Below are 21,447 nucleotides of genomic sequence, written 5' to 3' on the forward strand. Positions count from 1 at the left end.
TGAGACCGATGTCTCGCCGACGCTGCTCGACCGCGCCGCACCGCTCACGCGCGCGCGGCCTGCCGGGTCAGTTTCACCAGCTCCAGCAGCATAGCTTCGCCGGCATCGACGAGCTGTTCCAGCGTGATCTCTGATTTGCCTGATGTGGCCGTTCCGTCATGGGCGAGCGGCGGGACATGGACGAATTGCGCCAGCCGCAGGCCATTGTTGCCGTTCACGGCCTCGATCGCGCGCCAGCTCAGATAGTTGCAGAGATAGCTGCCGGCATCGCGCGACAGCCGCGCGTCGATGCCGGTGGCCAGTGCGGCGCGCAGCAGCTTTTCGCTGTGTGGCCCGAACATTTGCGCATCGGCGCCGCCCTCGATCGATCCTTTGCGGGCATGCTGGCGGCCGGCATCGGGAAATCTGGTCGTCACCGCGTTGCGGGCGCGGCTTTCGATCCGCAAATATTCGGTGCGGCCGGCGAGGCCGAACATCAGGAGCGCCTGCGGGCGATGCGTTGCGATCAGCTCCGGCAATTCGCGATCGACGGCAGCATAGGTGACGTCGAAGATGTGGCTGGTCAGCGCGACATCGTCGAACGCCGGGCGGCGCAGCGTGGTCAGCCGCCTGACCAGCGGCATGGTCGGGTTGAACGGCGCACCCGGGAACGGCCCGAAGCCGGTGAGGAGGATGCGCAGCTTCTCGCTCAATGCAGCATCTCCGCGATCTGTCCGGCGGCGACCGCGGGCGAGATGCGGCCGGCGGCGACCTCGGCCTCCATCTTCTTCACCCTGGCGCGGATCGCGGCATCGGCGCGCAGCCGCGCCATCATCCGGCCCTCCAGCATCGACCACATCCACTTCACCTGCTGCTCGCGGCGGCGGGTCTCGAATTCGCCGGAGGCATTCATCGCGCTGCGGTGGTCGAGGATCTTCTGCCAGAGCCGGTCGAGCCCGGCGCCGGTCAGCGCGGAATAGGTCTCGACCGGCGGATGCCAGTGTTCGGAGCGCGGCGCCAGGATGTGCAGCGCGCTGCGATAGTCGGCGGCGGCGAGGTTGGCGCGCTTGAGGTTGTCGCCGTCGGCCTTGTTGATCGCGATCATGTCGGCGAGCTCGACCAGGCCCTTCTTGATGCCCTGCAGCTCGTCGCCGGCACCCGGCAGCATCAGCGCCAGGAAGAAATCGGTCATATCGCAGACCGCGGTCTCGGACTGGCCGATGCCGACGGTCTCGACCAGCACCACGTCGAAGCCGGCGGCTTCGCACAACAGCATCGCCTCACGGGTTTTCGCCGCGACGCCGCCGAGCGTGCCCGAAGACGGCGAGGGACGGATGAAGGCCTGGTCGGAGACGGCGAGCCGCGCCATCCGGGTCTTGTCGCCGAGGATCGAGCCGCCGGTGCGCGCCGAGGAGGGGTCGACCGCCAGCACCGCGACCTTGTGGCCGCGCTCGATCAGAAACATGCCGAGCGCATCGATGGTGGTCGACTTGCCGACGCCGGGCGAGCCGGTGATGCCGACCCGCACCGCCTTGCCGGTGTCCGGCAGCAGCGTCTGCACCAGCTCGCGCGCCGCCGCCTGGTGATCACCGCGCCGGCTCTCAACCAGCGTGATCGCCCGCGCCAGCGCGGCGCGATGGCCGGCGCGAAGGTCTTTGGCGAGGGTACGGATATCGGGAGAGGCAGGCTTCGACGCGGTCATGGCACTGGTTTACAACGGCCGGCGATTGCAGGCGAGGGGGACGCGGAGTGGCGCCAGCGAGGCTTGTTGATGACGTCTATTGCTGGTCGTCCGCGTCGCCCTTGGGCCGTGCACTGCCAAAAATCCTGGCGCCTTCCGGCGTCAGATACGGCTTCAGCGTCTCCCACGGCACGAAGACGACATACTGGCCTTCGGCATAGGGGCCGACGGCATAGGGCGGGTAGTGGAAGGTGAGGCCGGAGCTCTTGCCTGACACGGTCGACGGCGCCAGCGTCACGGCGCCGATCTTGAGCAGGGTCGGCTTCAGCTCCTTGTACCACTCGGCGGTGGCCGTTTCGCCGGCGCCGCGCCGCTTCTTCTCGGCGTTCAACGCGCTGACGATGGCCCTGCGCATCGCCGTCAGGGTCGGGCCGTTGTCAGCGGTCTCGGTGAAGAAGGGGCGGATGCTGATGCGCTTCTTCGCGCTCGCGTCCCACAGGATGGTGTTGACGTCGGTGTTCGGGTGCGCGCCGAGCGTGTCCATGTAATCGTCGCGCAGCACGCTCACATAGCGGTCGTCAACGACGGAGCGCACGGAATATTTGCGTTCGAATGAATAGCCGCCGCGGTCCTTGAAGAGGTCAGGCTCATCCTTGCGCGCCGCCGCGGCCTCGGCGGCGTTCTTGTCGATCCATTTCCTGCCTTCGGCGAGGCAATCGGCCGCCAGCGCGCTATCTGCCTTGATCTTGTCGTCGAGATAGACGGTGGCCTCGATGCTCGCGGTCTTGATCGTGGCGTCCGGCTTGGGATCGGCGGCGCGCGCGGGAAGGCAGAGGCAGGCCAGCAGGCCGGCAAGACAAAGCAAGTAAACGGGCGTCACGAGCCGCGCGGCACGCATTGAGAACTCCGTTCGGAGGACAGGCAATCGCGTAATAGCGCTGGTGGGGTTCTGGAGCCACCAATTCGCCATCGTCATGGCCGGGCTTGGCCCGGCCATCCACGTCTTTCTTCCGTTAGAACCAAAGACGTGGATGCCCGGGACAAGCCCGGGCATGACGAGTCTTGTGGACGGGGACGCGGCAGCGTTACTCCGCTGCCGCCTCGCTGTGGCCGAGCCGGGCGTTGAGCTTGCGGATCAGCTCCTCGGCGGCATCCGAGATCACCGTGCCCGGCGGGAAGATCGCCTCGGCCCCCGCGGCATAGAGCGCGTCGTAGTCCTGCGGCGGCACCACGCCGCCGATGATGATCATGATGTCCTCGCGGCCGTGCTTCTTCAGCGCGGCCTTCAATTCCGGCACCGCGGTGAGATGCGCCGCGGCCAGCGAGGAGACGCCGAGGATATGGACGTCGTTCTCGACCGCTTGCCGCGCAGCCTCGTCGGCGGTTGCGAACAGCGGCCCGATATCGACGTCGAAGCCGACATCGGCGAAGGCGGATGCGATCACCTTCTGGCCGCGGTCATGGCCGTCCTGGCCGATTTTTGCCACCAGGATGCGCGGCCGGCGGCCCTCGGCTTCCTCGAAGGCGTCGATCAGCTCCTGCACCTTTTCGACCTTGTTGGACATCGCCGCTGCCTCTCGCTTGTAGACGCCGGTGATGGACTTGATCTCGGCGCGGTGGCGCCCGAACACCTTTTCCATCGCGTCCGAAATTTCGCCGACCGTGGCCTTCGCGCGCGCGGCGTCGATCGCGAGCGCCAGCAGATTGCCGTTGCCTTCGCCGGCCGAGCGGGTGAGCGCGGCGAGCGCCGCGTCGACGTCTGTCTGGTTGCGCTCCTTCTTGAGCCGGCCGAGCTTGTCGATTTGCAAACGCCGCACGGTGGAGTTCTGCACCTTCAGGACGTCGATCGGCTTCTCGTTCTCCGGCTTGAACTTGTTGACGCCGATCACCGCCTGGCGGCCGGCATCGATCCGCGCCTGGGTCTTGGCTGAGGCTTCCTCGATCCTGAGCTTCGGCACGCCGGCCTCGATCGCCTTGGCCATGCCGCCGAGTTCTTCAACCTCCTGGATGTGACCCCAGGCCTTCTGCGCGAGATCGCGGGTCAGTCGCTCGACATAATAGGAGCCGCCCCAGGGATCGATGATGCGGTTGGTGCCGCTCTCCTGCTGCAGGAACAGCTGCGTGTTGCGGGCGATGCGCGCCGAGAAATCGGTCGGTAGCGCCAAGGCCTCGTCGAGCGCGTTGGTGTGCAGCGACTGGGTGTGGCCCTGGGTCGCCGCCATCGCCTCGATCGTGGTGCGCATCACATTGTTGAAGACGTCCTGCGCGGTCAGCGACCAGCCCGAGGTCTGGCAATGCGTGCGCAGCGAGAGCGAGCGCGGATCCTTCGGATTGAACTGCTTGAGCAGCTTGGCCCACAGCAGCCGCGCCGCGCGCATCTTGGCGACTTCCATGAAGAAGTTCATGCCGATCGCCCAGAAGAACGACAGCCGCGGCGCGAAGCGGTCGACGTCGAGGCCCGCGGCAAGCCCGGCGCGCAGATATTCGACGCCGTCGGCCAGCGTATAGGCGAGCTCGAGGTCCTGCGTCGCGCCGGCCTCCTGCATGTGGTAGCCGGAGATCGAAATGGAATTGTATTTCGGCATCCGCTGCGAGGTGTAGGCGAAGATGTCCGAGATGATCCGCATCGAAGGCGCCGGCGGATAGATATAGGTGTTGCGCACCATGAACTCTTTCAGAATGTCGTTCTGAATGGTGCCCGACAGCTTTTCCGGCGGCACGCCCTGTTCCTCGGCAGCCGCAACGAACAGCGCGAGGATCGGCAGCACCGCGCCGTTCATGGTCATCGACACGCTCATCTGGTCGAGCGGGATGCCGGCGAACAGCGTGCGCATGTCGTAGATGGAATCGATCGCGACCCCAGCCATGCCGACATCGCCGGAGACGCGCGGATGATCCGAGTCATAGCCGCGGTGGGTGGCGAGATCGAACGCGACCGACAGGCCCTTCTGTCCCGCCGCGAGGTTGCGGCGGTAGAACGCGTTGGAATCTTCCGCCGTGGAGAAGCCGGCATATTGCCGGATAGTCCAGGGCTGGTTGACATACATGGTCGGGTAGGGGCCGCGCAGATAGGGCGCAATCCCCGGCCAGGTCTCGAGGAAGTCGATGCCTTCGAGATCGGCCTCGCTGTAGGCCGATTTCACCGGAATGCCCTCGGGCGTCAGCCACGGCTCAGCGCTCGCGGCCGGCATTGCCGGGGCAACGGGCTGGAAGGCGACATCGGCGAAATTGGGAATGCGGGTCATTCCTAGGCTTCCTCAAACTGGCGATTTCGTTCGATCAATCGCTGTAGATTCTTCTTGTAGACGGGATCTTCGAACCCGGTCTTGCGCGGCTCGATCGGAGCATTTTCTGGATCATGCGACGCATTTTCGAACGCCCGGACTGCGAGCAAGATCGCAAGATCCGGTGAAAAGAGCGCAGTCGTCAGGAAATACCACATGGTCCAATTCTAGCACGGTCGGAGCCGGTCACGTGCCGCGAAACCTCAATCATGGTCCGGATGCTGATGGCTGGTGATGGTCGCCATCTTCTCCGGTCCATAGTTCTGCATCGTGGTCTGGCTGGGCAGATTGGCGATACCGACCACCCAGCCGTGCCGGGACTCGGTTCCGAATTGCTGCGTCGGGATCACCCGGTCGGGCCGGTCGAAGGTGCCGGTCATGATCTCGATGCGGGGACCGTCGATCCGGCGGAAGCTGAGCGGCGTGCCGCAGGCGGCGCAGAAGTCGCGCTCGGCGATCGAGGAGGATTTGAACGCCGCCGGCTTGCCGCGGGTCCAGGTGAAGTTCTCACGCTCGATATCGGCGAAGGAGGCGAACGGCGCGCCGGAGGCCTTTTGGCACATCCGGCAGTGACAGATGCTGATCTTGGCCGGGACGCCCGTGACCGCAAAGCGGACGGCGCCGCACTGGCAACCGCCGGTCAGAACGTGGGTCGATGGTGCTTCTGCAGTCATGCCTGCTCCATCCGCCGATAGGCGTCGCGCAATGTCGCCAGCGCATCACCGCCGGCGAACACGAACTCGCCTATGCCGGCCGCTCGCAGCGCCGCTTCCTGGTCGCCGGGCCGCCCTGCCAGATAGATAAGCCTTGCTCCGGCGCCGTGAAGGGCCTTGGCGGCGTCAGCGGCGCTCGTGGCATAGACCTTGTCCGAGGAACAGATGCACGCTATCGCGGCGCCCGAGGCCTTGAAGGCCGCGGCAAGCGCCGCCGCATCGGCAAAGCCCTCGCTGTCGATGGCCTCGATCCCGCCAGTCTCGAAGAAGCTTTTTGCGAACGTCGCGCGCGCGGTGAAATCAGCTGCTGTCCCGAGATTGCCGAGAAAGACCTTTGGCCGCGCGCCGCGCGCCTTCAATGCGGCGTCGGACTTGTCGCGCAGCGCCTCGAACGGTTCGGCGAGCCGCATCGGCGCGAGGGCGTCGAATTTGACCTTGGCATCGGCTGACGACACCGGCGCGGACGGCTTCACGTCCAGCACCGCGATGTCGGCCTCGTGCAGGTTCGGGAATTCGCTGGCGCCGGTCAGCACGTCGCGGCGCTTCGCCACATTGGCTTCGCGCTGCGCCCGCGTCGCCGCGACTTTCTTTTGCAGCAGCCCCTGCTGGAGTGCCGGGAAGACGCCGCCGGCCTTTTCGAGCTCCTGGAACAGCGTCCACGCCGCCTCGCAAAGCTGCGCGGTCAGCGTATCGATGCTGCCTGAACCCGCCGCGGGGTCGGAGACTTTTGCAAGGTTGGATTCCTCGAGCAGCACGAGCTGGGTGTTGCGCGCCACGCGCCGGGCGAAATCATCCGGCAGGCCGAGCGCCAGCGTATGCGGCAGCACGGTGATCGCGTTGGCGCCGCCGAGCCCCGCGGCAAACGTTGCCATGGTGGCGCGCAGCAGGTTCACATTGGGGTCGCGCTGGGTCAGCATCCGCCAGGCGGTCTGCGCGTTGACGAAGATCGGCTTCGGCGCAAGACCGCAGGCCTCTTCGATCCCCGCCCAAAGGCGACGCAGCGCGCGGAATTTCGCCATGGTCAGGAACTGGTCGGCGTCGGCGCTGAGCCGGAACGAGACGCCTGCGCGCGCCGCATCGAGGTCGATCCCGGCGGCTTCCAGCATGCGCAGATAGGCCAGCCCCAGCGCGAGCGTGAAGGCCAGTTCCTGTACCTCCGAGCCGCCGGCATCATGCACCGGCCGGCCATCGGCCAGCACGAACGGCCCCTTGAAGCCGCGCTTGATCAGCCCGTTGACCACCTGGCCGAACGGCTTTGCGTAGTCGGCCCAGGCTGCGGCCGCCGCACCGCGTACGGCCGCCGTGCTGAGCGCCTGGTAATTGAAATGAAGGTCGAGCTTGGCTGGATCGAGCTTGCGGGCCTCGACCATGTCGGCAAAGGTCTCGCCGGCGTTCTCGCGTCCGAGCACCGGGTTGAGCGCGATCATGATGCCGGCATCGAGATGGATGCCGCCGCAGGCCCGCGCCAGCGTCTTCTTGCTGGCATCGGCAAGACCGAAGCCACGCGTGCCGGGACCGCCGGCGAACTCGAATTCGAGACCGGTCGCCCCGTTCTCGAGATCCTCCAGCGCCTGCGCATTGGCCTGCGCGGCATCGGGATGGTCGACCCGTTGCAGGATCTGCCAGGGGGCCGCAGCGGCGCGGCCGGGAAGTGGGCCCGTGTTGGTGGCGCGGCGGTAGATCGGATCGATCTTGAGGCCATCATAGGTCTTGCCGACCAGCTTCTCGAACGGGGCGCCCTTCAGCACGCCGTCGACCAGCTTGCGCCAGTCGTCGTAGGTCGCCGATGCAAAATCCGAAGCCAGAGGCAAGTCGTCAGTCGAGGTCGTCATCCGCCCAGAATATCCTTCACCGGCCCCCGCGAGGGGGTCCCTTGATTTGGCCGGAAATTGCCACGGGCGGGCGGCCAAGCCAAACGGTTGTTTGCGGTGGTTCGGCTTTAATCGAGGTCCGCTAGACGGAAAATACCGTCGGCGGAGACCTCGGCCAGCGCGTCCGCGACGCGGCGCCCGGCGATGATGCGGTCCGGAACGATCTCGGCCAGCGGCACCAGCACGAAGGCGCGCTCGAACAGGCGCGGGTGCGGCAGCGTCAGTTCCGGCTTGTTCAGTGTGACGTCGTCATAGGCGATCAGGTCGAGGTCGAGGGTGCGCGGGCCCCAGCGCTGCTCGTTCTTGCGGTCGCGGCCGAACTTGGTTTCGATCTTGTGCAGCGTGAACAGCAGCGCATGCGGATCGAGGCTGGTCTCGATCTCGATGCAGGCATTGATGAAGCTGTCCTGCTGCTGATCGCCCCAGGGCGGCGTCGAATAATCCGACGAGCGCGCCAACAGCGCCGCCTGCGTCATGCCGCAGATATTGGCGATCGCCTTGCGAAACGTCGCGCGGACGTCGCCGACATTGCCGCCGAGTGCGATCAGGACATCAGCCATCGGGGGTCACCCTTGGGGCGGTGAATGCGGCGGCGGATGGCGCGAGCGGGTCAGCACCACGCCGACATCGTCGAAGATCGCGGCGATCGGCGCATGCGGCTTGTGCACGGTGACCTTGACCGCCCTGACGCGCGGGAAGGTGGCCAGGATGTCGTCGGCCACCGCGCCGGCGGCGCGCTCGAGCAGCTTGTAGTTGGTGTTCTTGAACGCCGAGGTCGCGGTCGCCACCACGTTGGAATAGGAGACGGTGTCGGAGAGGCGGTCGGTGCGCGAGGATTCCGAGAGGTCGGTGTAGAGCTCGAGATCGATCACGAAGCGCTGCCCGACCTCGGTCTCATGTTCCATCACGCCATGGCGGGCATGGATGACGATCCCGGTGATGAAGATCGTGTCGGTCATTGCTGTCCCTTGATTGCTGCGGCCACCCGCAGCGCCTGAACGGTTTCCGCGACGTCATGCGCGCGGATGATGCGGGCGCCATTCTGCACGGCGATCAGGTGCGCGGCGATCGAGCCGCCGATCCGCTGTTGCGGCTCCGAGGGCACGACCGTGCTGATGAAGCGCTTGCGCGAGGCGCCGACCAGCACCGGCAGGCCGAAGCAGTCGAGCTCGGCGAGCCGCGCCAGCGCCATCATGCTCTGCTCCGGCGTCTTGCCGAAGCCGATGCCGGGATCGAGCACGATCCGGTCGTCGGCAATGCCGGTGCGCGCGGCAATCTCGAGCGAGCGTTCGAAGAAGGCGGTGATATCACGCATGATGTCGATCGTCGGATCGGCCTGCTCGCGATTGTGCATGATGATCACGGGCACGCCGCGCGCAGCGACCATTGGCGCCATGCCGGCATCGCGCTGCAGGCCCCAGACGTCGTTGGCGATCGCAGCGCCCTGATCGAGCGCCCAGGCCACGACCTCCGACTTCATGCTGTCGATCGAGACCGGCACGCCGAGCGCGATCACCTCGGCCAGCACCGGCTTCAGCCGCGCCATCTCGGCATCGGCGGAGACCGGCTGCGAGCCGTAGGGACGGGTGGATTCCGCGCCGATGTCGATGATGTCGGCGCCCTCGGTGACCAGCCTGCGGGCCTGCGCCAGCGCCTGCTCGGGTGCGACGAACTGTCCGCCGTCGGAGAATGAATCCGGCGTCACGTTCAGGATGCCCATCACGGCCGGATAGGGCATCGACAATAGCGCCGGCAGCACCGCTGATACGGCCGTGCCGGCCCCCGCCGATGCTATGGGCTTGGTCGCCATCATGCGGTGGCTTTGCGCTGACGACAGCGGCAAGTCAAGATGTCGCAGGGATGCATGGGCGCCTGCGGCCGCTGAGTGCCTTTAAGGAGGGCTAATAGGTCACCCTAGTAGGTGATTTTGGGAGGCAGCTTGCGTGCCTGCTCGATCAGCAACTCGACCGATTTCTCCGACGGCATCACGCGGACGAGCTTCCGTCGCACATTGGCGTCCTTCATGCTCTGCGCCAGCCGAGACGGGTTGCGGTGGGCGAGCTCGCGCACCGTGGTGACGCCGGCTGCGCGGACCAACCCGACCTTCGCCTTGCCCATGCCGGGAATCCGCATGTAGTCGGAGATGTTGGCCCACTCGAGCAGTTGCTGTTCGCTGATCCCGGTCTTGGCGGACAGCTCCTTGCGTCCCTTGACGGTGCGGGCGGCTTCAAGCAGCCCTTCGGTCGTGCGGATACCCTGCGATTTCAGTTTGTTGGCGCAATAGGCGGACAGGCCTTCGATCTCGGAGAGGGGGTATGTCATGATACTCGTATGCAGGTAGAAGGGAGCGCACGCGCAAAAGGCGTTGGGAAAATGCTTCAGGCGAACTGGCTGAGGCCCGGCGTCCCCGAGATGATCTCGCCCATTTGATCCGCTCCGATTTTGTCGCGGCCAAACCTAAAAAGTTCACGCGCGACGTTCTGTATCTCACTCATGCTCAATCCGAGCGCCATCAGCCGGGTGCCGACGGCCATCAGCCCGCCACCCATCAACCGCGATAGACCACCGCTGTTGTTGGCGGTGGCAATTGCCGCTTCGGCGCCGGGGATTTGGTCAATCAGAGCCTGGACCTTGTCGGAAGGTCCCTCATTACGGAGGAAACCCAGAACGATGCCGATGGTTTTTTCAGCGACAGCACCATCGATGCCGGCCTTCGCGGCCAGCCGTCCAACCAATTCGTCCATATTGCCCCGCCTCAACCGGCTTTAGCCGGATCGTTCTTGAGGATTTATCTTGAGCGCCTGTGTCACGAAATTCAAGCGATCCGCGCATTTCAGTTCGTTTTCTTTTTCGATCGCGCCGTGACTGTTGCCTCGCTGCAAGAGTGAGCGGCGGATTCACACTATCTTGTCGCAATGCGCAATGCCTTTCGTCACTTGGCCGGGAATAAAGTATGAGGAACTGGTGAAGCGACAATCTACGTCGGCACGCGTCGATGGTTTCAATCGACCTGCAAGATGCAATATGATGGCGTAGGTTCGACACATCGAACCGATCTAATCCGCGCGAAGAGGCGAAGCGATGGCGACCTCCGACAACAAATTGGCCGATACGGACGAGAAGATTTTTATCGGCAAGGGCGAGGAGACGGCGTGGCTGACGCTGGCGCTGGCCAACCGGCATGGCCTTGTCACCGGCGCAACCGGAACCGGCAAGACCGTCTCGCTGCAAGTCATGGCCGAAGGATTTGCACGCGCCGGCGTTCCGGTTTTCGCAGCCGACATCAAGGGCGATCTCTCCGGTATCTCCGAAATCGGCGAGGCCAAGGACTTCATCGTCAAACGCGCCAAGGACATGGGGCTGACGTTCCAGCCGGATCAGTTCTCGACCGTGTTCTGGGACGTGTTCGGCGAGCAGGGCCACCCGGTGCGCGCCACCGTCACCGAGATGGGACCGCTGTTGCTGTCGCGGATGCTCGATTTGAATGACGTGCAGGAGGGCGTGCTCAATGTTGCCTTCCGCGTCGCCGACGAGAACGGCCTCACGCTGATCGACATGAAGGATCTGCGTGCGCTTCTGGATGCGATCGCGCCCGACGGCAGCAAGAAAGCGGCCGACGACGAGGAATATCCGCTGGCGCCGATCCGCAAGGCGGCCCAGAGCTACGGCAACGTCTCCAAGGCGACGGTCGGAACGATCCAGCGCCAACTCCTGGTGCTCGAGAACCAGGGCGGCGCGAAGTTCTTCGGCGAGCCAGCGCTGACGCTGAAGGATTTCATGCGCACCGACCGCGACGGCCGCGGCATGGTTAACATCCTCGTCGCCGACAAGCTGATGCAGAGCCCACGGCTTTACGCCACGTTCCTGCTCTGGATGCTCTCGGAATTGTTCGAGGAATTGCCGGAGGCGGGTGACCTGCCGAAGCCGAAGCTGGTGTTCTTCTTCGACGAGGCGCATCTGTTGTTCACCGACGCGCCGAAGGCGCTGATGGACAAGATCGAGCAGGTGGTGCGGCTGATCCGCTCCAAGGGCGTCGGCGTCTATTTCGTCACGCAGAATCCGATCGACGTGCCGGACAAGGTGCTGGCGCAGCTCGGCAACCGTGTGCAGCACGCGCTGCGCGCCTTCACGCCGCGCGACCAGAAGGCGGTCGCCGCGGCCGCCCAGACCTTCCGCCCCAATCCGAAGCTCGACACCGCACGGGTGATCATGGAGCTCGCCAAAGGCGAGGCGCTGGTGTCGTTCCTCGAAGGCGGCGGCACGCCGTCGATGGTCGAGCGCATCATGGTGCGGCCGCCGTCGGCGCGGATCGGGCCGATCACGCCCGAGGAGCGCAAGGCGATCATGGATGCGAGCCCGGTGAAGGGCAAATACGACACCGCTGTTGACGCCGAATCCGCCTACGAGATCATCCAGAAGCGGCTGTCCGGGGCGGCGGCAGCGCCGGCCGATGGCGGCGGCGAGGGTGGCGGCATCCTCGGCCAGATCGGCTCGATCGCGGCCACGATCTTCGGCACCAACGTCAAGCGCGGCCGGCTCTCGACCGGGCAGGTGATCGCGCGCAACGTCACGCGCTCGGTGACCGACAAGGTGATCGGCGGTGTGGTTGCCGATCTCGGCAAATCGGTCGGCGGTTCGGTTGGCGGCTCGATCGGCCGTGCCCTGGTGCGCGGCGCGCTCGGCGGAATTCTGCGCCGGTAGCGTCGCGCCGCTCCGGGTGGAGCGCGGGAGCGGCTTTGCCTCCGGCGGCCGGCGCGCTACAAGTTGGCGCAACGTCCAACCAATAGGATATCCGCGATGTCCAATGCCAAGCTGCAGCCCGTCCTCGACCGCATCGACGCCGATTTCGACAACAGTCTGGAGCGGCTGTTCACGCTCCTGCGGATCAAATCGATCTCGGCCGATCCGGCCTTCGCCAATGACTGCAAGGCTGCCGCCGAGCATCTCGCCAAGGATATCGCAACCCTCGGCTTCAAGACCGAGGTGCGGCCGACGGCGGGCCATCCGGCCGTGGTCGGCAAGCTGAACGGCTCGACCGACGGCCGTCCGCATGTGCTGTTCTACGGCCATTACGACGTGCAGCCGGTCGATCCCTTGAATCTCTGGCACCGTCCGCCATTCGAGCCCGTGGTGACCGACCATGCCGACGGGCGCAAGATCATCGTCGCGCGCGGTGCCGAGGACGACAAGGGACAGCTGATGACCTTCGTCGAGGCATGCCGTGCCTGGAAGAACGTGACGGGATCGCTACCGGTCGACATCACCATCGTCATCGAAGGCGAGGAGGAGATCGGCTCGAAGAATTTCGTGCCGTTCTTGGAGGCGAACAAGGATGACCTCAAGGCCGACTTCGCACTGGTCTGCGACACCGGCATGTGGGACCCCAACACGCCGGCGATCACGACGTCGCTGCGCGGCCTGGTTTATGACGAGGTCAAGATCAAGGCCGCCAACCGCGACCTGCATTCCGGCGTGTTCGGCGGCGGCGCGCAGAACCCGATCCGCGTGCTGACGCGGATCCTCGGCGGCCTGCATGACGAGAACGGCCACATCACCATTCCCGGCTTCTATGACGGCGTGAAGGATCTGCCGCCGGACATTCTGGCGCAGTGGAAGCAGCTCAACCTGACGCCGGACAGCTTCCTGAAGCCGATCGGCCTCTCGCTGCCGGCCGGCGAAAAGGACCGGCTCCTGATCGAGCAGGTCTCCTCGCGCCCGACCTGCGACATCAACGGCATCGTCGGCGGTTACACCGGCGAGGGCTCGAAGACGGTGATCCCCGCCGAGGCGTCGGCGAAGGTCTCGTTCCGCCTGGTCGAGGGACAGAATCCCGAGAAGATCCGCCAGGCGTTCCGCGACTACGTGAAGGCGCGCGTGCCGGCGGATTGCAAGGCCGAGTTCACCGATCATTCCTCAGCGCCGGCGATTGCGCTCGACTGGAACATGAAGCCGCTCGCGGCCGCCCGCCGCGCGCTGACCGATGAATGGGGCAAGGAGGCGCTGCTGGTCGGCTCCGGCGCCTCGATCCCGATCGTCGCCGACTTCAAGCGCACGCTCGGCCTCGACAGCGTGCTGGTCGGCTTCGGGCTCGACGACGACAACATCCATTCGCCGAACGAGAAGTACGACCTCAAGAGCTACCACAAGGGCATCCGCTCCTGGGCGCGGATTCTGGCGGCGTTCGCCGACGCCAAATAGCGCGAGGCGCCCCGCACGTAAAAACGCCGCCCGGAATTGGGCGGCGTTTTGATTCCGAACGTACAGAGGGTGTTGGCGAACAGTTTACCCGAAGATTGTGAAATTTCAATCGCGGTAGCCGGGGTTCACCCGGTCGAGCTTGCGCAGCAGCGGCGGCCAGACGAGCTGGGTCGAACGCAGTTCGGCGCGGTCCGGGTTGGACAAGAGCTCGGTGTTCTTGTCGATCGCCTCCGCCTCGACCGGATAGGCGATCGGGCCAAGTGCGCGGGTCGCCACCTGCATCGAGCAGGCACGCTCCAAATGGTACATCCGCTCGAAGGCGGAGGCGACCGAGCGGCCGACCGTCAGCGTGCCGTGATTGCGCAGCAGCATGTGGTTCTTGCCGCCGAGATCGCGCTGCAGGCGCGGGCGCTCGTCGTGATCGAGCGCGATGCCTTCATAGTCGTGATAGGCGAGGTCGTGGGTGATGAGCTGCGCGGTCTGGTTCAGCGGCAGCAGTCCCTCCGGGCTCGACGACACCGCGGTGCCGTCGACGGTGTGCAGATGGAGCACGCAGCCGGCGTCCTCGCGCACCTCGTGGATCGCCGAATGAATGGTGAAGCCGGCCGGGTTGATGCTGTAGTCGCTCTGCGAGAGCTGGTTGCCGTCGAGGTCGACCTTGACCAGGCTGGAGGCGGTGATCTCGTCGAACATCAGCCCGTAGGGGTTGATCAGGAAGTGATGCTCGGGTCCGGGCACGCGTGCCGAGATGTGGGTATCGACCAGATCATCCCAGCCGTAGAGCGCGACCAGCCGGTAGCAGGCGGCGAGATTGACCCGCTGTTGCCACTCCGCGTCCGTCATGCCGGACGGAATTTCCTTCAAGCGTGCTTCGGCCGGCGACATGGGTGGGGTCTCCCGTGAATATTGGTTGTCTGGGAAGGATAGACCCGTGTGCTTCCCCCAGCAAGGCACGGGCGGGGTGGCAGTCATGCGTCGGCGGCGTTTCGCGCGGAATGTGCGAGATTGTTGACGAAGTTCGCCAGCATGTTCGCGCCGATCACCGTAGCGATCTCGACGATCTCGGCGTCGCCGAATCCCGCGTCGCGGACGGCCGCGAACTCCACGGCATCGACACCGCCGCGCGCAGCAATCACAGCCTTGGTGAACCGCAAGACCGCGGCCGCAGCCCGGTCCCGCGAGCCGAATGCTGTTGCCGCATCGAGCTCCTGATCGCTGACGTCGGCGCAACGCGCAAGGTGGCGGTGGTTGACAAGGCAGGAGTTGCAACCGTTTGTGTTGGCGACCGCAATGGCGATCCGTTCGCGCAAGGCTGCCGGCAGCACTCCGCCCTTCAAGGCGGCGCGCAGTGCGAGGTAGCCGCGCAGGGCCGCCCGCGAATGCGAGAGCACGCGCATCAGGTCAGGCACGAAACCCAACTCCCGCTCGATCGCCGCAATGGATATTGCGCTGTCGCCCGTCAGTCTCTCGATAGCGAGGGGCTTCAGATCAGACATTGTGCTGCTCCCGCGCAACGGGGCCGTCTGGTCGACGGCCCCGGGTCATCGTCAGCTGGCCGGCGGCTTGCAGGCCGAGCAGCCCTCGACAATGAAGGACCGGAAGTTCGCGGCTTTGTCGCGGATCGCCGCGAGCTCGGCTTGCTCGGGCGCATCGTGCCAGGCCTGCGCCTTTGCCAGGCTGTCGAAGATATAGATCGTAATACGATGCGGCAGCGGAGTTCCGGCGACGGCTTCGGCCTTCCCGCCGCGCGCCAGGAAGCGGCCGCCGAATTTGTCGATCAGTTCGCCCTGCCGCTTGGCGTAAGTGGCAAAGCCCGCCTGATCGGTCACGTCGACCTCGTTGACGACATAGGCGGGCGCAGAAGCCGTGCCTTGTGCGTGCAGGCCGGACAATGCGAGGAAGCCGAGGCTCACGGCCGCGGAAGTGACGCGCGCGAATTTCGAAGTCGGTGTCATGGCGGTCTCCGTCGAGAGGGGCGAGCATGTTGGTGCTCAACGGCCGTCACCTTGCTGCGACAGGGCTATAATCAGAATGGCGAAATATCGCATAGGGGTATAATAATATCTGATGGTTGGGAAACTCACGGATTGGGAACAGCGTATCGGCCGCCGGCTTCGTCTGCGCGACCTGCATGTGCTGGCGTCGGTCACCAAGCTTGGCAGCATGGCGAAGGCGGCTGCGGAGCTTCGGCTCACCCAGCCGGCGATCTCGCAGGCCATCGCGGATCTCGAAGCCGCGCTAGGTGTCCGCTTGCTCGACCGTTCACCGCGCGGTGTGTCGCCGACCGCCTATGGCGAGGCGCTGCTCCGGCGCGGCACCGAGGCGTTCGACGCGCTGGCGCAGGGCATCAAGGACATCGAGTTTCTGTCCGATCCCGGCAAGGGCGAGGTATGGGTCGGAACGTCGGAATCCTATATCTCCGGCGGGCTTCTTTCGGCCGTCATTGCCGGACTCGCCGAGCAATATCCGCGCATTGTCGTTCACGTTCTCGAGGCGAATACGGCTGCGATGGAATTTCGCGAGTTGCGCGAGCGCAAGGTCGACATGATGCTTGGTCGTATCTCCGGCCCGGTGCGCGACGACGATCTGAAGGTCGACGTTCTCTATGACGAGCCAATCGTGGTTGCCGCCGGCACGAACCATCGTCTCGCCCGGCGCAGGCAGCTCACCCTCGGGGATCTGACCGATGAATCCTGGATTCTTGCGCCGCCGGGTACGGCGGTGCGCGACCTCGTGAGCGGCGCGTTCAGCGCGCAGGGACTTCCGGTGCCGCGATTGGGCGTCACGACCTATTCGATGCAGTTGCGCATGCAGCTGATGGCGACCGGTCAGTATCTTACACCGGTGCCGGCTTCATTGCTGCAGTTCAATGCCGAACGCTGGTCGCTAACGGGCTTGCCGGTGTCGCTCGGAAAGCCCTTGCCGGTCGCCATTGTCACGTTGAAGCGCCGGCTGCTTCATCCGGCTGCGCAGCTGCTGATCGAGCAAGCGCGGAAGGCGACGGCTTCGGCTTCGAAGGCCGGCACGACAAAGCGTGCCACGCGAGGCTAGGGCATTTTCGGTTCTGATTGGATCAGAACCGAAGCTCTAGCTTTTTGTTTTGACGCGTTTTCTTCACGCGAACCGGTGTCCACTTCGCTCGAAAACGCTCTAGGCGGTCCCGGTATCGTACGCTACGGCGCCGGGATCGCCAGCAGGCTCGAGATGCTGCGGCCGCGGATGTCGTAGACGCGGGCGAACACGACGTCGTCGCGCTTGATCTCGACCATCACAGGCGCGGTGAGGCCCTTGCAGTAGAATTCGCCGAGCGTCATGGCGAAGTCGGCGGCATTGCTGTCCCAGCCGATCGTGAAGTCGGGCCCGAGCGCGACCTGCGCGGGGCGTTGCGGTCCGCACACCGCGACCTTCCACTTGCGATGCTGCGGCGGCACTTCCTGCCGCTCCGCCAGCTGCTCACGCAGCCCGTCGGAGGCCTGCTTCAGCGCCAGGCCCCAATAGTCCAGCATGAAGAAGTTGTCCGCGGTCCGCACCGTGCCGGCGATGTGGTTGAAGTGCGTGTACTGATAGGGATGCAGGCGGATCATTTCGCTGAGCGGCAGCAGCAGGCCGAACGCGAACACGGCGAGCGCCGCAGGCTGCCAGGCGCGGCGGTTCTCGCCGAGCCAGTCCATGCCGCGGGCGAATGCGACGCCGGCGAGCACCGCCATCGGCGGGATCACGAAGATGAAATGGCGGATGCCGTTGTAGAGCGCCGGCCGCTTCACCATCGCGATCACCAGCGGCAGCGTCGCCGCCAGCGTCAGCATCAGCATGATCGACTTGCGCTTCGCCGGCACCTCGGCGCGCGACAGTGACATGAAGGTGATGACGATGGCTGCGGTCAGCAGCACCAGCATCACTTCGGGCAGCTGCAGCGCGAACAAAGTGGGCAGATAGGACCACGGCATGTCCGGCACCGACACCAGCGCGCCGTCGAACATCTCCTTCCACGGTTTCTCGAAGAAGTGCGAGAAATAGGTCACCGCTTCGAACGGATGCCCGGGCTCCATGATCGACCACGGCCAGATCAGGCCCATCACGAGATAGCCGAACACAAGCCCCGGCAGCAGCACATAGATGACATGGGCAAAGCGATGGGTCGCCTCGCGCGCGCCCTGCTTGCGGAGTTCCTCGATCCAGAGCGGAGCGAAGCCGACGACGGCGTAGATCAATGCGAGCCCGCCGAGGACGCGGCAGCCGATCGACAGGCCGGCCCCTAAGCCCACGATCAGGATCGTGCGCGGCGAGGGCGCCGGATATTCTTCCATCAGGCGGACGAGGCCCATGATCAGGATCACCATCGCCACGGCGAACGGCGCATCCTTCGGATTCATGAACATGTGGCCGTAGAAGGTCGGGCACAGCGCCAGCAGCAAGAGCGCCGCAAGTCCCGCCAGCGGACCACCGACGCGGCGCGCCAGGCGCCAGGTTACGGCGAGGCCGATCACGCCGACGATCGCGCCGAGCAGGCGGCGCGTCTCGAACAGTTCGAGCGGGATGATCTTGTGCAGCAGGGCAGCGGCCATATCGAAGCCGCCGCCGTACATATAGAGGTTGGCAAACGACAGCGCGCCGGTGTCCTTGAACCCGGACCCGTACATGCGCAACAGCAGGTCGGCGTATTCAGCGTGGGTGTAATCGTCCCAGCCCAGGCCGTAATCGCGGAATGTGAGACCGGCGACCACGGCGACCACGCCGAGGACGAGGAATGCGAGATCGTCGCAGGTCTTCTCCATCGAGCGCCGCGCAGGCGCCTCGAATGCAGACGTCGTAATCGATGACATAGCTAGTGGTACCGGCGTGCCTGTGGCCCTGTTTGGCGCTCTAGGGCCTCATTCCCCGGCATCCATAGCGCAGTTCCGTTTCCAAGTAATTGGTAATTGTGGCGTAATTTCCCAGATGCATTGCAATATATTGGCAGCAATTCGTCGTCAGTAAATTTACGGGAGCTGTGCTGCGGCGCAGTCGTTTGGAGCGCGATCAGCCGTGCGCCGCGCCGGTTAAGCGGGATGTTAGGGAACTCTGCCTACAATTGGCGGTTGGCGGTGTGGGCACTATGACGGTATCGTGGCGTCGGTGGCTCGCGCCGATTTTCGGTCGGGTCTCCCGGGGGTTAGTTCGATGAAGGTTGGTCTGTTGGTCGTCGGTGCGGGCCTGGTTTTGGCAGGCTTGGCGGCGGTCGGCTTGGGAATCCAGGACAAGGAGTTCAGCTTCGGCAGCACCATGATCCTGGTCGGCGTGACCGGTGTATGCTCGGGCGCGATCGTCCTGGGCCTCGCCGCAGTCGTTCGCGAGCTCCAGGCCATGGGCGGACGGCTCGACGCGGTTGTTGCCGCGGGTATCCGGTCCGGGGGCCCGTCGCCGTCTTCAACTTCCCCGCGTAATGCCGCCGACGATCCGGTGTTCCCGCCGTCGCGTGAGCCGAAGGTCGCGGCGCCTCCGCCGCTGGCTCCATCGGTCCAGCCATCCGCGCCCGCGGCGCCGCCGCCCTGGCACGACGAAATCCCCCAGCGTGGCGCGTCGGGCGAGGTGCCGCCGCCCGTGCCGGGCGCAACGCCCGCGGACGGCGAAGGGCCGCCCAAGCGGCGCAACCTCTTGTTCTCGTCCTCGCGGAAGGAGCGCGACAGAACCCAGGGGCGCGCTGCCGAGCCGCTCACGCCGGATCTGTTGTCGCCGGAACTGCGTCCGAATCCGGCCGCTGCGGCCGAACCTGCGCCGGCAACCTTCGATGATGCCTGGCCGAAGGCCGAGCGGCCGAGATCGGTCGATGTCGCCCCGCGGCGTACGCCCCGGCCGTCCACCTTCGGCGAGACCCAGTCGGCCGCCGCCGCCGCGCCGTCGCCGTCATCAGGCCATCCGCCGGCGCCGCAGGAGCAGCCCCCGGTCACCGTGCTCAAATCGGGCGTCGTCGACGGCATGGCCTATTCGCTCTATTCGGACGGATCGATCGAAGCGCAGATGCCCGAGGGCATGATGCGGTTCGCCTCGATCGACGAGCTCAGGTCGCATCTCGAGCAGCGGCCGTAGATCCGCGCCAATACTTGCGAGCCGCCGGCGTGAAGCCTAAAATTCGGCCGTTCTTGTCAGGCTTGCTGCAATCCGCTCATATTCGCCAAGTAGTACGCGATTCCATTTATGTATTGCTGCACATGGATACTGTCCGGTGGGCGCCGGGCCGTCGCTAGCACGGGGAAGATTGAGCCATGTCCGATATCTCAGGCAAAACACCGGTCGAGCTGACCGCAAGCATCGTTTCGGCCTATCTCAGCAACAATCCGACGCCGGCCTCGGAAATTCCGAACCTGATCAGCCAGGTCCACGCCGCCTTGCTGCGGGTGTCCAGTGGGCGCAGCGACACGCCGAGCGAGCCGGCCAGGCCTGCGGTGTCGATGAAGAAGTCGATCACGCCGGAATATCTGGTGTGTCTCGAAGACGGCAAGCGCTTCAAGTCGCTCAAGCGCCATCTGCGCACCCAGTACAACATGACGCCGGAGCAATATCGCGACAAATGGGGTCTGCCGGCGGATTATCCGATGGTGGCGCCGAACTACGCGGTGGCGCGGTCGCAACTCGCCAAGAAGATGGGACTGGGCCAGCAGACCCGGAAGCGGAAGTAGGAGCCTACGCCGCGGACGCCAGCGCCTCGCGCGCATCGTTGCGGATGCGATCGACCATCGAGCGGAGACCGTTGGAACGCTGCGGCGTCAGATGGTCGCGGAAGCCGAATTCGTCGAACAGCGCGAGCGCATCGGTGGCGAGGATGTCCTTCGGCGTATGCCCGGAAAACAGCGTCAGCACGATCGCGACCAGGCCGCGCACGATGTGGGCATCGCTGTCGCCGACATAGATCAGGCGGGGTTTGCCATTGGCATCGCGCTCGACCCGTTTCGACAGCCAGACCTGGCTGACGCAGCCCTGCACCTTGTTCTCGGCCGAGTGCTCCGCTTCCGACAACGGCTCGAGCGTGCGGCCGAGCTCGATGACGTAGCGGTAGCGGTCGTCCCACTCGTCCAGCAGCGCAAAATTGTCCCTGATTTCGTCGATCGTCGTCATCGTGGCCAGCGTCCTATCCTTAACGGCTTATATAGGGAAGGCGGGCCGCGAAAGCGACGAAAATGGAACCGGTTCCGCGGCTATTATTGTTTCGACCTGTTTTCTTGACGCGAACCGGTACCCACTTCGCTCGAAAACGCTCTCATTTTGCGCCTACGGCGTCGGCGGCAGGCGGAATTCGATCGTCTGATCGTCCGCTGTCAGCGTGTCGCGGGATGTGGCAAGGGCTGACGCGGTATCGTCTCCGCCGATCGAGCCGGTGTGATCAGGCGGCTTCTTGTCGGTGATGAGCTGGTAGAGCTTGCGCGCGCCGTCGGTTGCGCGCTGGCCGATCGCGGTCGCGGCCTGGCCGCCGACTTCGCAGGCGGACGGCTGGCGCTTGCAGAACTGGCCCATGTCGTTGATCGTCGCCGTCGCGGCCGACACCGCGTCCGACGCGTTGATCTGCGGCACCTTGTCCGCTTCGGGTGTTTTGTCTCTCGGCAGCAGCACGAGCACAAGCCCGAGCCAGAATGCCAAACGCAGCAGGAAGAACATGGCGCGATCCCGGTCGTCTATCTTGTCTTTTGCTTCTTGGGCGGTCGATGCCGCAATTGCCCTCAGGCTTAGCAGCGGTCGATAAATCGGAA

At 65.2% G+C, this 21,447-nt stretch carries 23 protein-coding genes; 5 read left to right on the forward strand and 18 right to left on the reverse strand.

The window, feature by feature from the left end:
• Positions 1-44 precede the first annotated feature (44 nt).
• The 12 genes from G6P99_RS16470 to G6P99_RS16525 all read right to left on the reverse strand — a co-directional run bounded on the left by G6P99_RS16470 (position 45) and on the right by G6P99_RS16525 (position 10,272).
• Positions 45-692 carry a pyroglutamyl-peptidase I gene (locus tag G6P99_RS16470; protein WP_029082083.1) on the reverse strand — a complete coding sequence of 216 codons (648 nt, stop codon included), beginning with the start codon at positions 690-692 and terminating at the stop codon, positions 45-47.
• Complete coding sequence (gene meaB, locus G6P99_RS16475) at positions 689-1,681, reverse strand: methylmalonyl Co-A mutase-associated GTPase MeaB (protein ID WP_029082082.1); 993 nt, start codon at positions 1,679-1,681, stop codon at positions 689-691. Before meaB ends, G6P99_RS16470 begins: the two co-directional genes overlap by 4 nt.
• A 76-nt stretch (positions 1,682-1,757) precedes the next feature.
• Positions 1,758-2,558 carry an RsiV family protein gene (locus G6P99_RS16480; RefSeq protein ID WP_165128741.1) on the reverse strand — a complete coding sequence of 267 codons (801 nt, stop codon included), beginning with the start codon at positions 2,556-2,558 and terminating at the stop codon, positions 1,758-1,760.
• Between the two features lie 187 nt (positions 2,559-2,745).
• Positions 2,746-4,905, reverse strand: a complete 2,160-nt coding sequence (gene scpA, locus G6P99_RS16485) for a methylmalonyl-CoA mutase (RefSeq protein ID WP_029082080.1) — start codon at positions 4,903-4,905, stop codon at positions 2,746-2,748.
• Between the two features lie 2 nt (positions 4,906-4,907).
• Positions 4,908-5,102 (reverse strand): hypothetical protein, encoded by a 195-nt coding sequence (locus tag G6P99_RS16490; RefSeq protein ID WP_029082079.1) that lies wholly within the window; start codon positions 5,100-5,102, stop codon positions 4,908-4,910.
• Positions 5,103-5,147: 45 nt separating this feature from the next.
• A complete protein-coding gene (locus tag G6P99_RS16495; protein WP_029082078.1) occupies positions 5,148-5,618 on the reverse strand; it encodes a GFA family protein in 471 nt (156 codons plus the stop codon).
• Positions 5,615-7,489 carry a methylmalonyl-CoA mutase family protein gene (locus G6P99_RS16500; protein WP_029082077.1) on the reverse strand — a complete coding sequence of 625 codons (1,875 nt, stop codon included), beginning with the start codon at positions 7,487-7,489 and terminating at the stop codon, positions 5,615-5,617. Before G6P99_RS16500 ends, G6P99_RS16495 begins: the two co-directional genes overlap by 4 nt.
• 107 nt (positions 7,490-7,596) lie before the next feature.
• Positions 7,597-8,088, reverse strand: coding sequence for a 2-amino-4-hydroxy-6-hydroxymethyldihydropteridine diphosphokinase (gene folK / locus G6P99_RS16505; protein ID WP_029082076.1), 492 nt, complete (start codon positions 8,086-8,088; stop codon positions 7,597-7,599).
• A gap of 6 nt (positions 8,089-8,094) precedes the next feature.
• A complete protein-coding gene (gene folB, locus G6P99_RS16510; protein WP_029082075.1) occupies positions 8,095-8,487 on the reverse strand; it encodes a dihydroneopterin aldolase in 393 nt (130 codons plus the stop codon).
• On the reverse strand, positions 8,484-9,341 hold the full coding sequence (folP, locus tag G6P99_RS16515) for a dihydropteroate synthase (RefSeq protein ID WP_029082074.1): 858 nt from the start codon (positions 9,339-9,341) through the stop codon (positions 8,484-8,486). Before folP ends, folB begins: the two co-directional genes overlap by 4 nt.
• Before the next feature lie 101 nt (positions 9,342-9,442).
• On the reverse strand, positions 9,443-9,850 hold the full coding sequence (locus G6P99_RS16520) for a DUF4332 domain-containing protein (protein WP_029082073.1): 408 nt from the start codon (positions 9,848-9,850) through the stop codon (positions 9,443-9,445).
• 56 nt (positions 9,851-9,906) lie between these two features.
• Positions 9,907-10,272, reverse strand: coding sequence for a hypothetical protein (locus G6P99_RS16525; RefSeq protein WP_029082072.1), 366 nt, complete (start codon positions 10,270-10,272; stop codon positions 9,907-9,909).
• Between the two features lie 337 nt (positions 10,273-10,609).
• Between G6P99_RS16525 and G6P99_RS16530 the strand changes: the two genes are divergently transcribed.
• Both G6P99_RS16530 and G6P99_RS16535 read left to right on the forward strand, forming a co-directional pair.
• Entirely contained in the window at positions 10,610-12,229 is a 1,620-nt protein-coding gene (locus G6P99_RS16530; RefSeq protein ID WP_029082071.1) for a helicase HerA-like domain-containing protein, read from the forward strand.
• A gap of 96 nt (positions 12,230-12,325) precedes the next feature.
• Complete coding sequence (locus tag G6P99_RS16535; protein ID WP_165128743.1) at positions 12,326-13,726, forward strand: M20/M25/M40 family metallo-hydrolase; 1,401 nt, start codon at positions 12,326-12,328, stop codon at positions 13,724-13,726.
• Positions 13,727-13,831: 105 nt separating this feature from the next.
• On the opposite strand, the gene G6P99_RS16540 is transcribed toward G6P99_RS16535, so the two are convergent.
• From G6P99_RS16540 to G6P99_RS16550, 3 genes are all read right to left on the reverse strand, one after another.
• Complete coding sequence (locus G6P99_RS16540; protein WP_165128745.1) at positions 13,832-14,611, reverse strand: class II aldolase/adducin family protein; 780 nt, start codon at positions 14,609-14,611, stop codon at positions 13,832-13,834.
• Positions 14,612-14,694: 83 nt separating this feature from the next.
• Positions 14,695-15,222 carry a carboxymuconolactone decarboxylase family protein gene (locus G6P99_RS16545; protein ID WP_029082068.1) on the reverse strand — a complete coding sequence of 176 codons (528 nt, stop codon included), beginning with the start codon at positions 15,220-15,222 and terminating at the stop codon, positions 14,695-14,697.
• Positions 15,223-15,273: 51 nt separating this feature from the next.
• The gene (locus G6P99_RS16550; protein WP_051346433.1) at positions 15,274-15,681 is read right to left on the reverse strand and encodes a DUF1330 domain-containing protein; all 408 of its coding nucleotides are present in this window, start codon (positions 15,679-15,681) and stop codon (positions 15,274-15,276) included.
• Between the two features lie 112 nt (positions 15,682-15,793).
• Here G6P99_RS16550 and G6P99_RS16555 point away from each other — a divergent pair, with 112 nt between their 5' ends.
• Positions 15,794-16,777 (forward strand): LysR family transcriptional regulator, encoded by a 984-nt coding sequence (locus G6P99_RS16555; RefSeq protein WP_165128747.1) that lies wholly within the window; start codon positions 15,794-15,796, stop codon positions 16,775-16,777.
• 122 nt (positions 16,778-16,899) lie between these two features.
• Here G6P99_RS16555 and G6P99_RS16560 read toward each other — a convergent pair whose 3' ends face one another.
• The gene (locus tag G6P99_RS16560) at positions 16,900-18,549 is read right to left on the reverse strand and encodes a glycosyltransferase family 39 protein (protein WP_029082065.1); all 1,650 of its coding nucleotides are present in this window, start codon (positions 18,547-18,549) and stop codon (positions 16,900-16,902) included.
• 337 nt (positions 18,550-18,886) lie between these two features.
• On the opposite strand from G6P99_RS16560, the gene G6P99_RS16565 reads away from it, so the two are divergent.
• Positions 18,887-19,792 carry a hypothetical protein gene (locus tag G6P99_RS16565; protein ID WP_029082064.1) on the forward strand — a complete coding sequence of 302 codons (906 nt, stop codon included), beginning with the start codon at positions 18,887-18,889 and terminating at the stop codon, positions 19,790-19,792.
• 176 nt (positions 19,793-19,968) lie between these two features.
• Entirely contained in the window at positions 19,969-20,382 is a 414-nt protein-coding gene (locus tag G6P99_RS16570) for a MucR family transcriptional regulator (RefSeq protein WP_029082063.1), read from the forward strand.
• Between the two features lie 4 nt (positions 20,383-20,386).
• On the opposite strand, the gene G6P99_RS16575 is transcribed toward G6P99_RS16570, so the two are convergent.
• Together G6P99_RS16575 and G6P99_RS16580 are read right to left on the reverse strand one after the other, a co-directional pair.
• Positions 20,387-20,818, reverse strand: coding sequence for a SufE family protein (locus G6P99_RS16575; protein ID WP_029082062.1), 432 nt, complete (start codon positions 20,816-20,818; stop codon positions 20,387-20,389).
• A 153-nt stretch (positions 20,819-20,971) separates the two neighbouring features.
• A complete protein-coding gene (locus G6P99_RS16580) occupies positions 20,972-21,355 on the reverse strand; it encodes a DUF5330 domain-containing protein (RefSeq protein WP_029082061.1) in 384 nt (127 codons plus the stop codon).
• Between the last annotated feature and the right edge of the window lie 92 nt (positions 21,356-21,447).

It is taken from the genome of Bradyrhizobium sp. 6(2017) (genome assembly GCF_011058295.2).
GTDB classification, from domain to species: Bacteria; Pseudomonadota; Alphaproteobacteria; order Rhizobiales; family Xanthobacteraceae; genus Bradyrhizobium; species Bradyrhizobium septentrionale.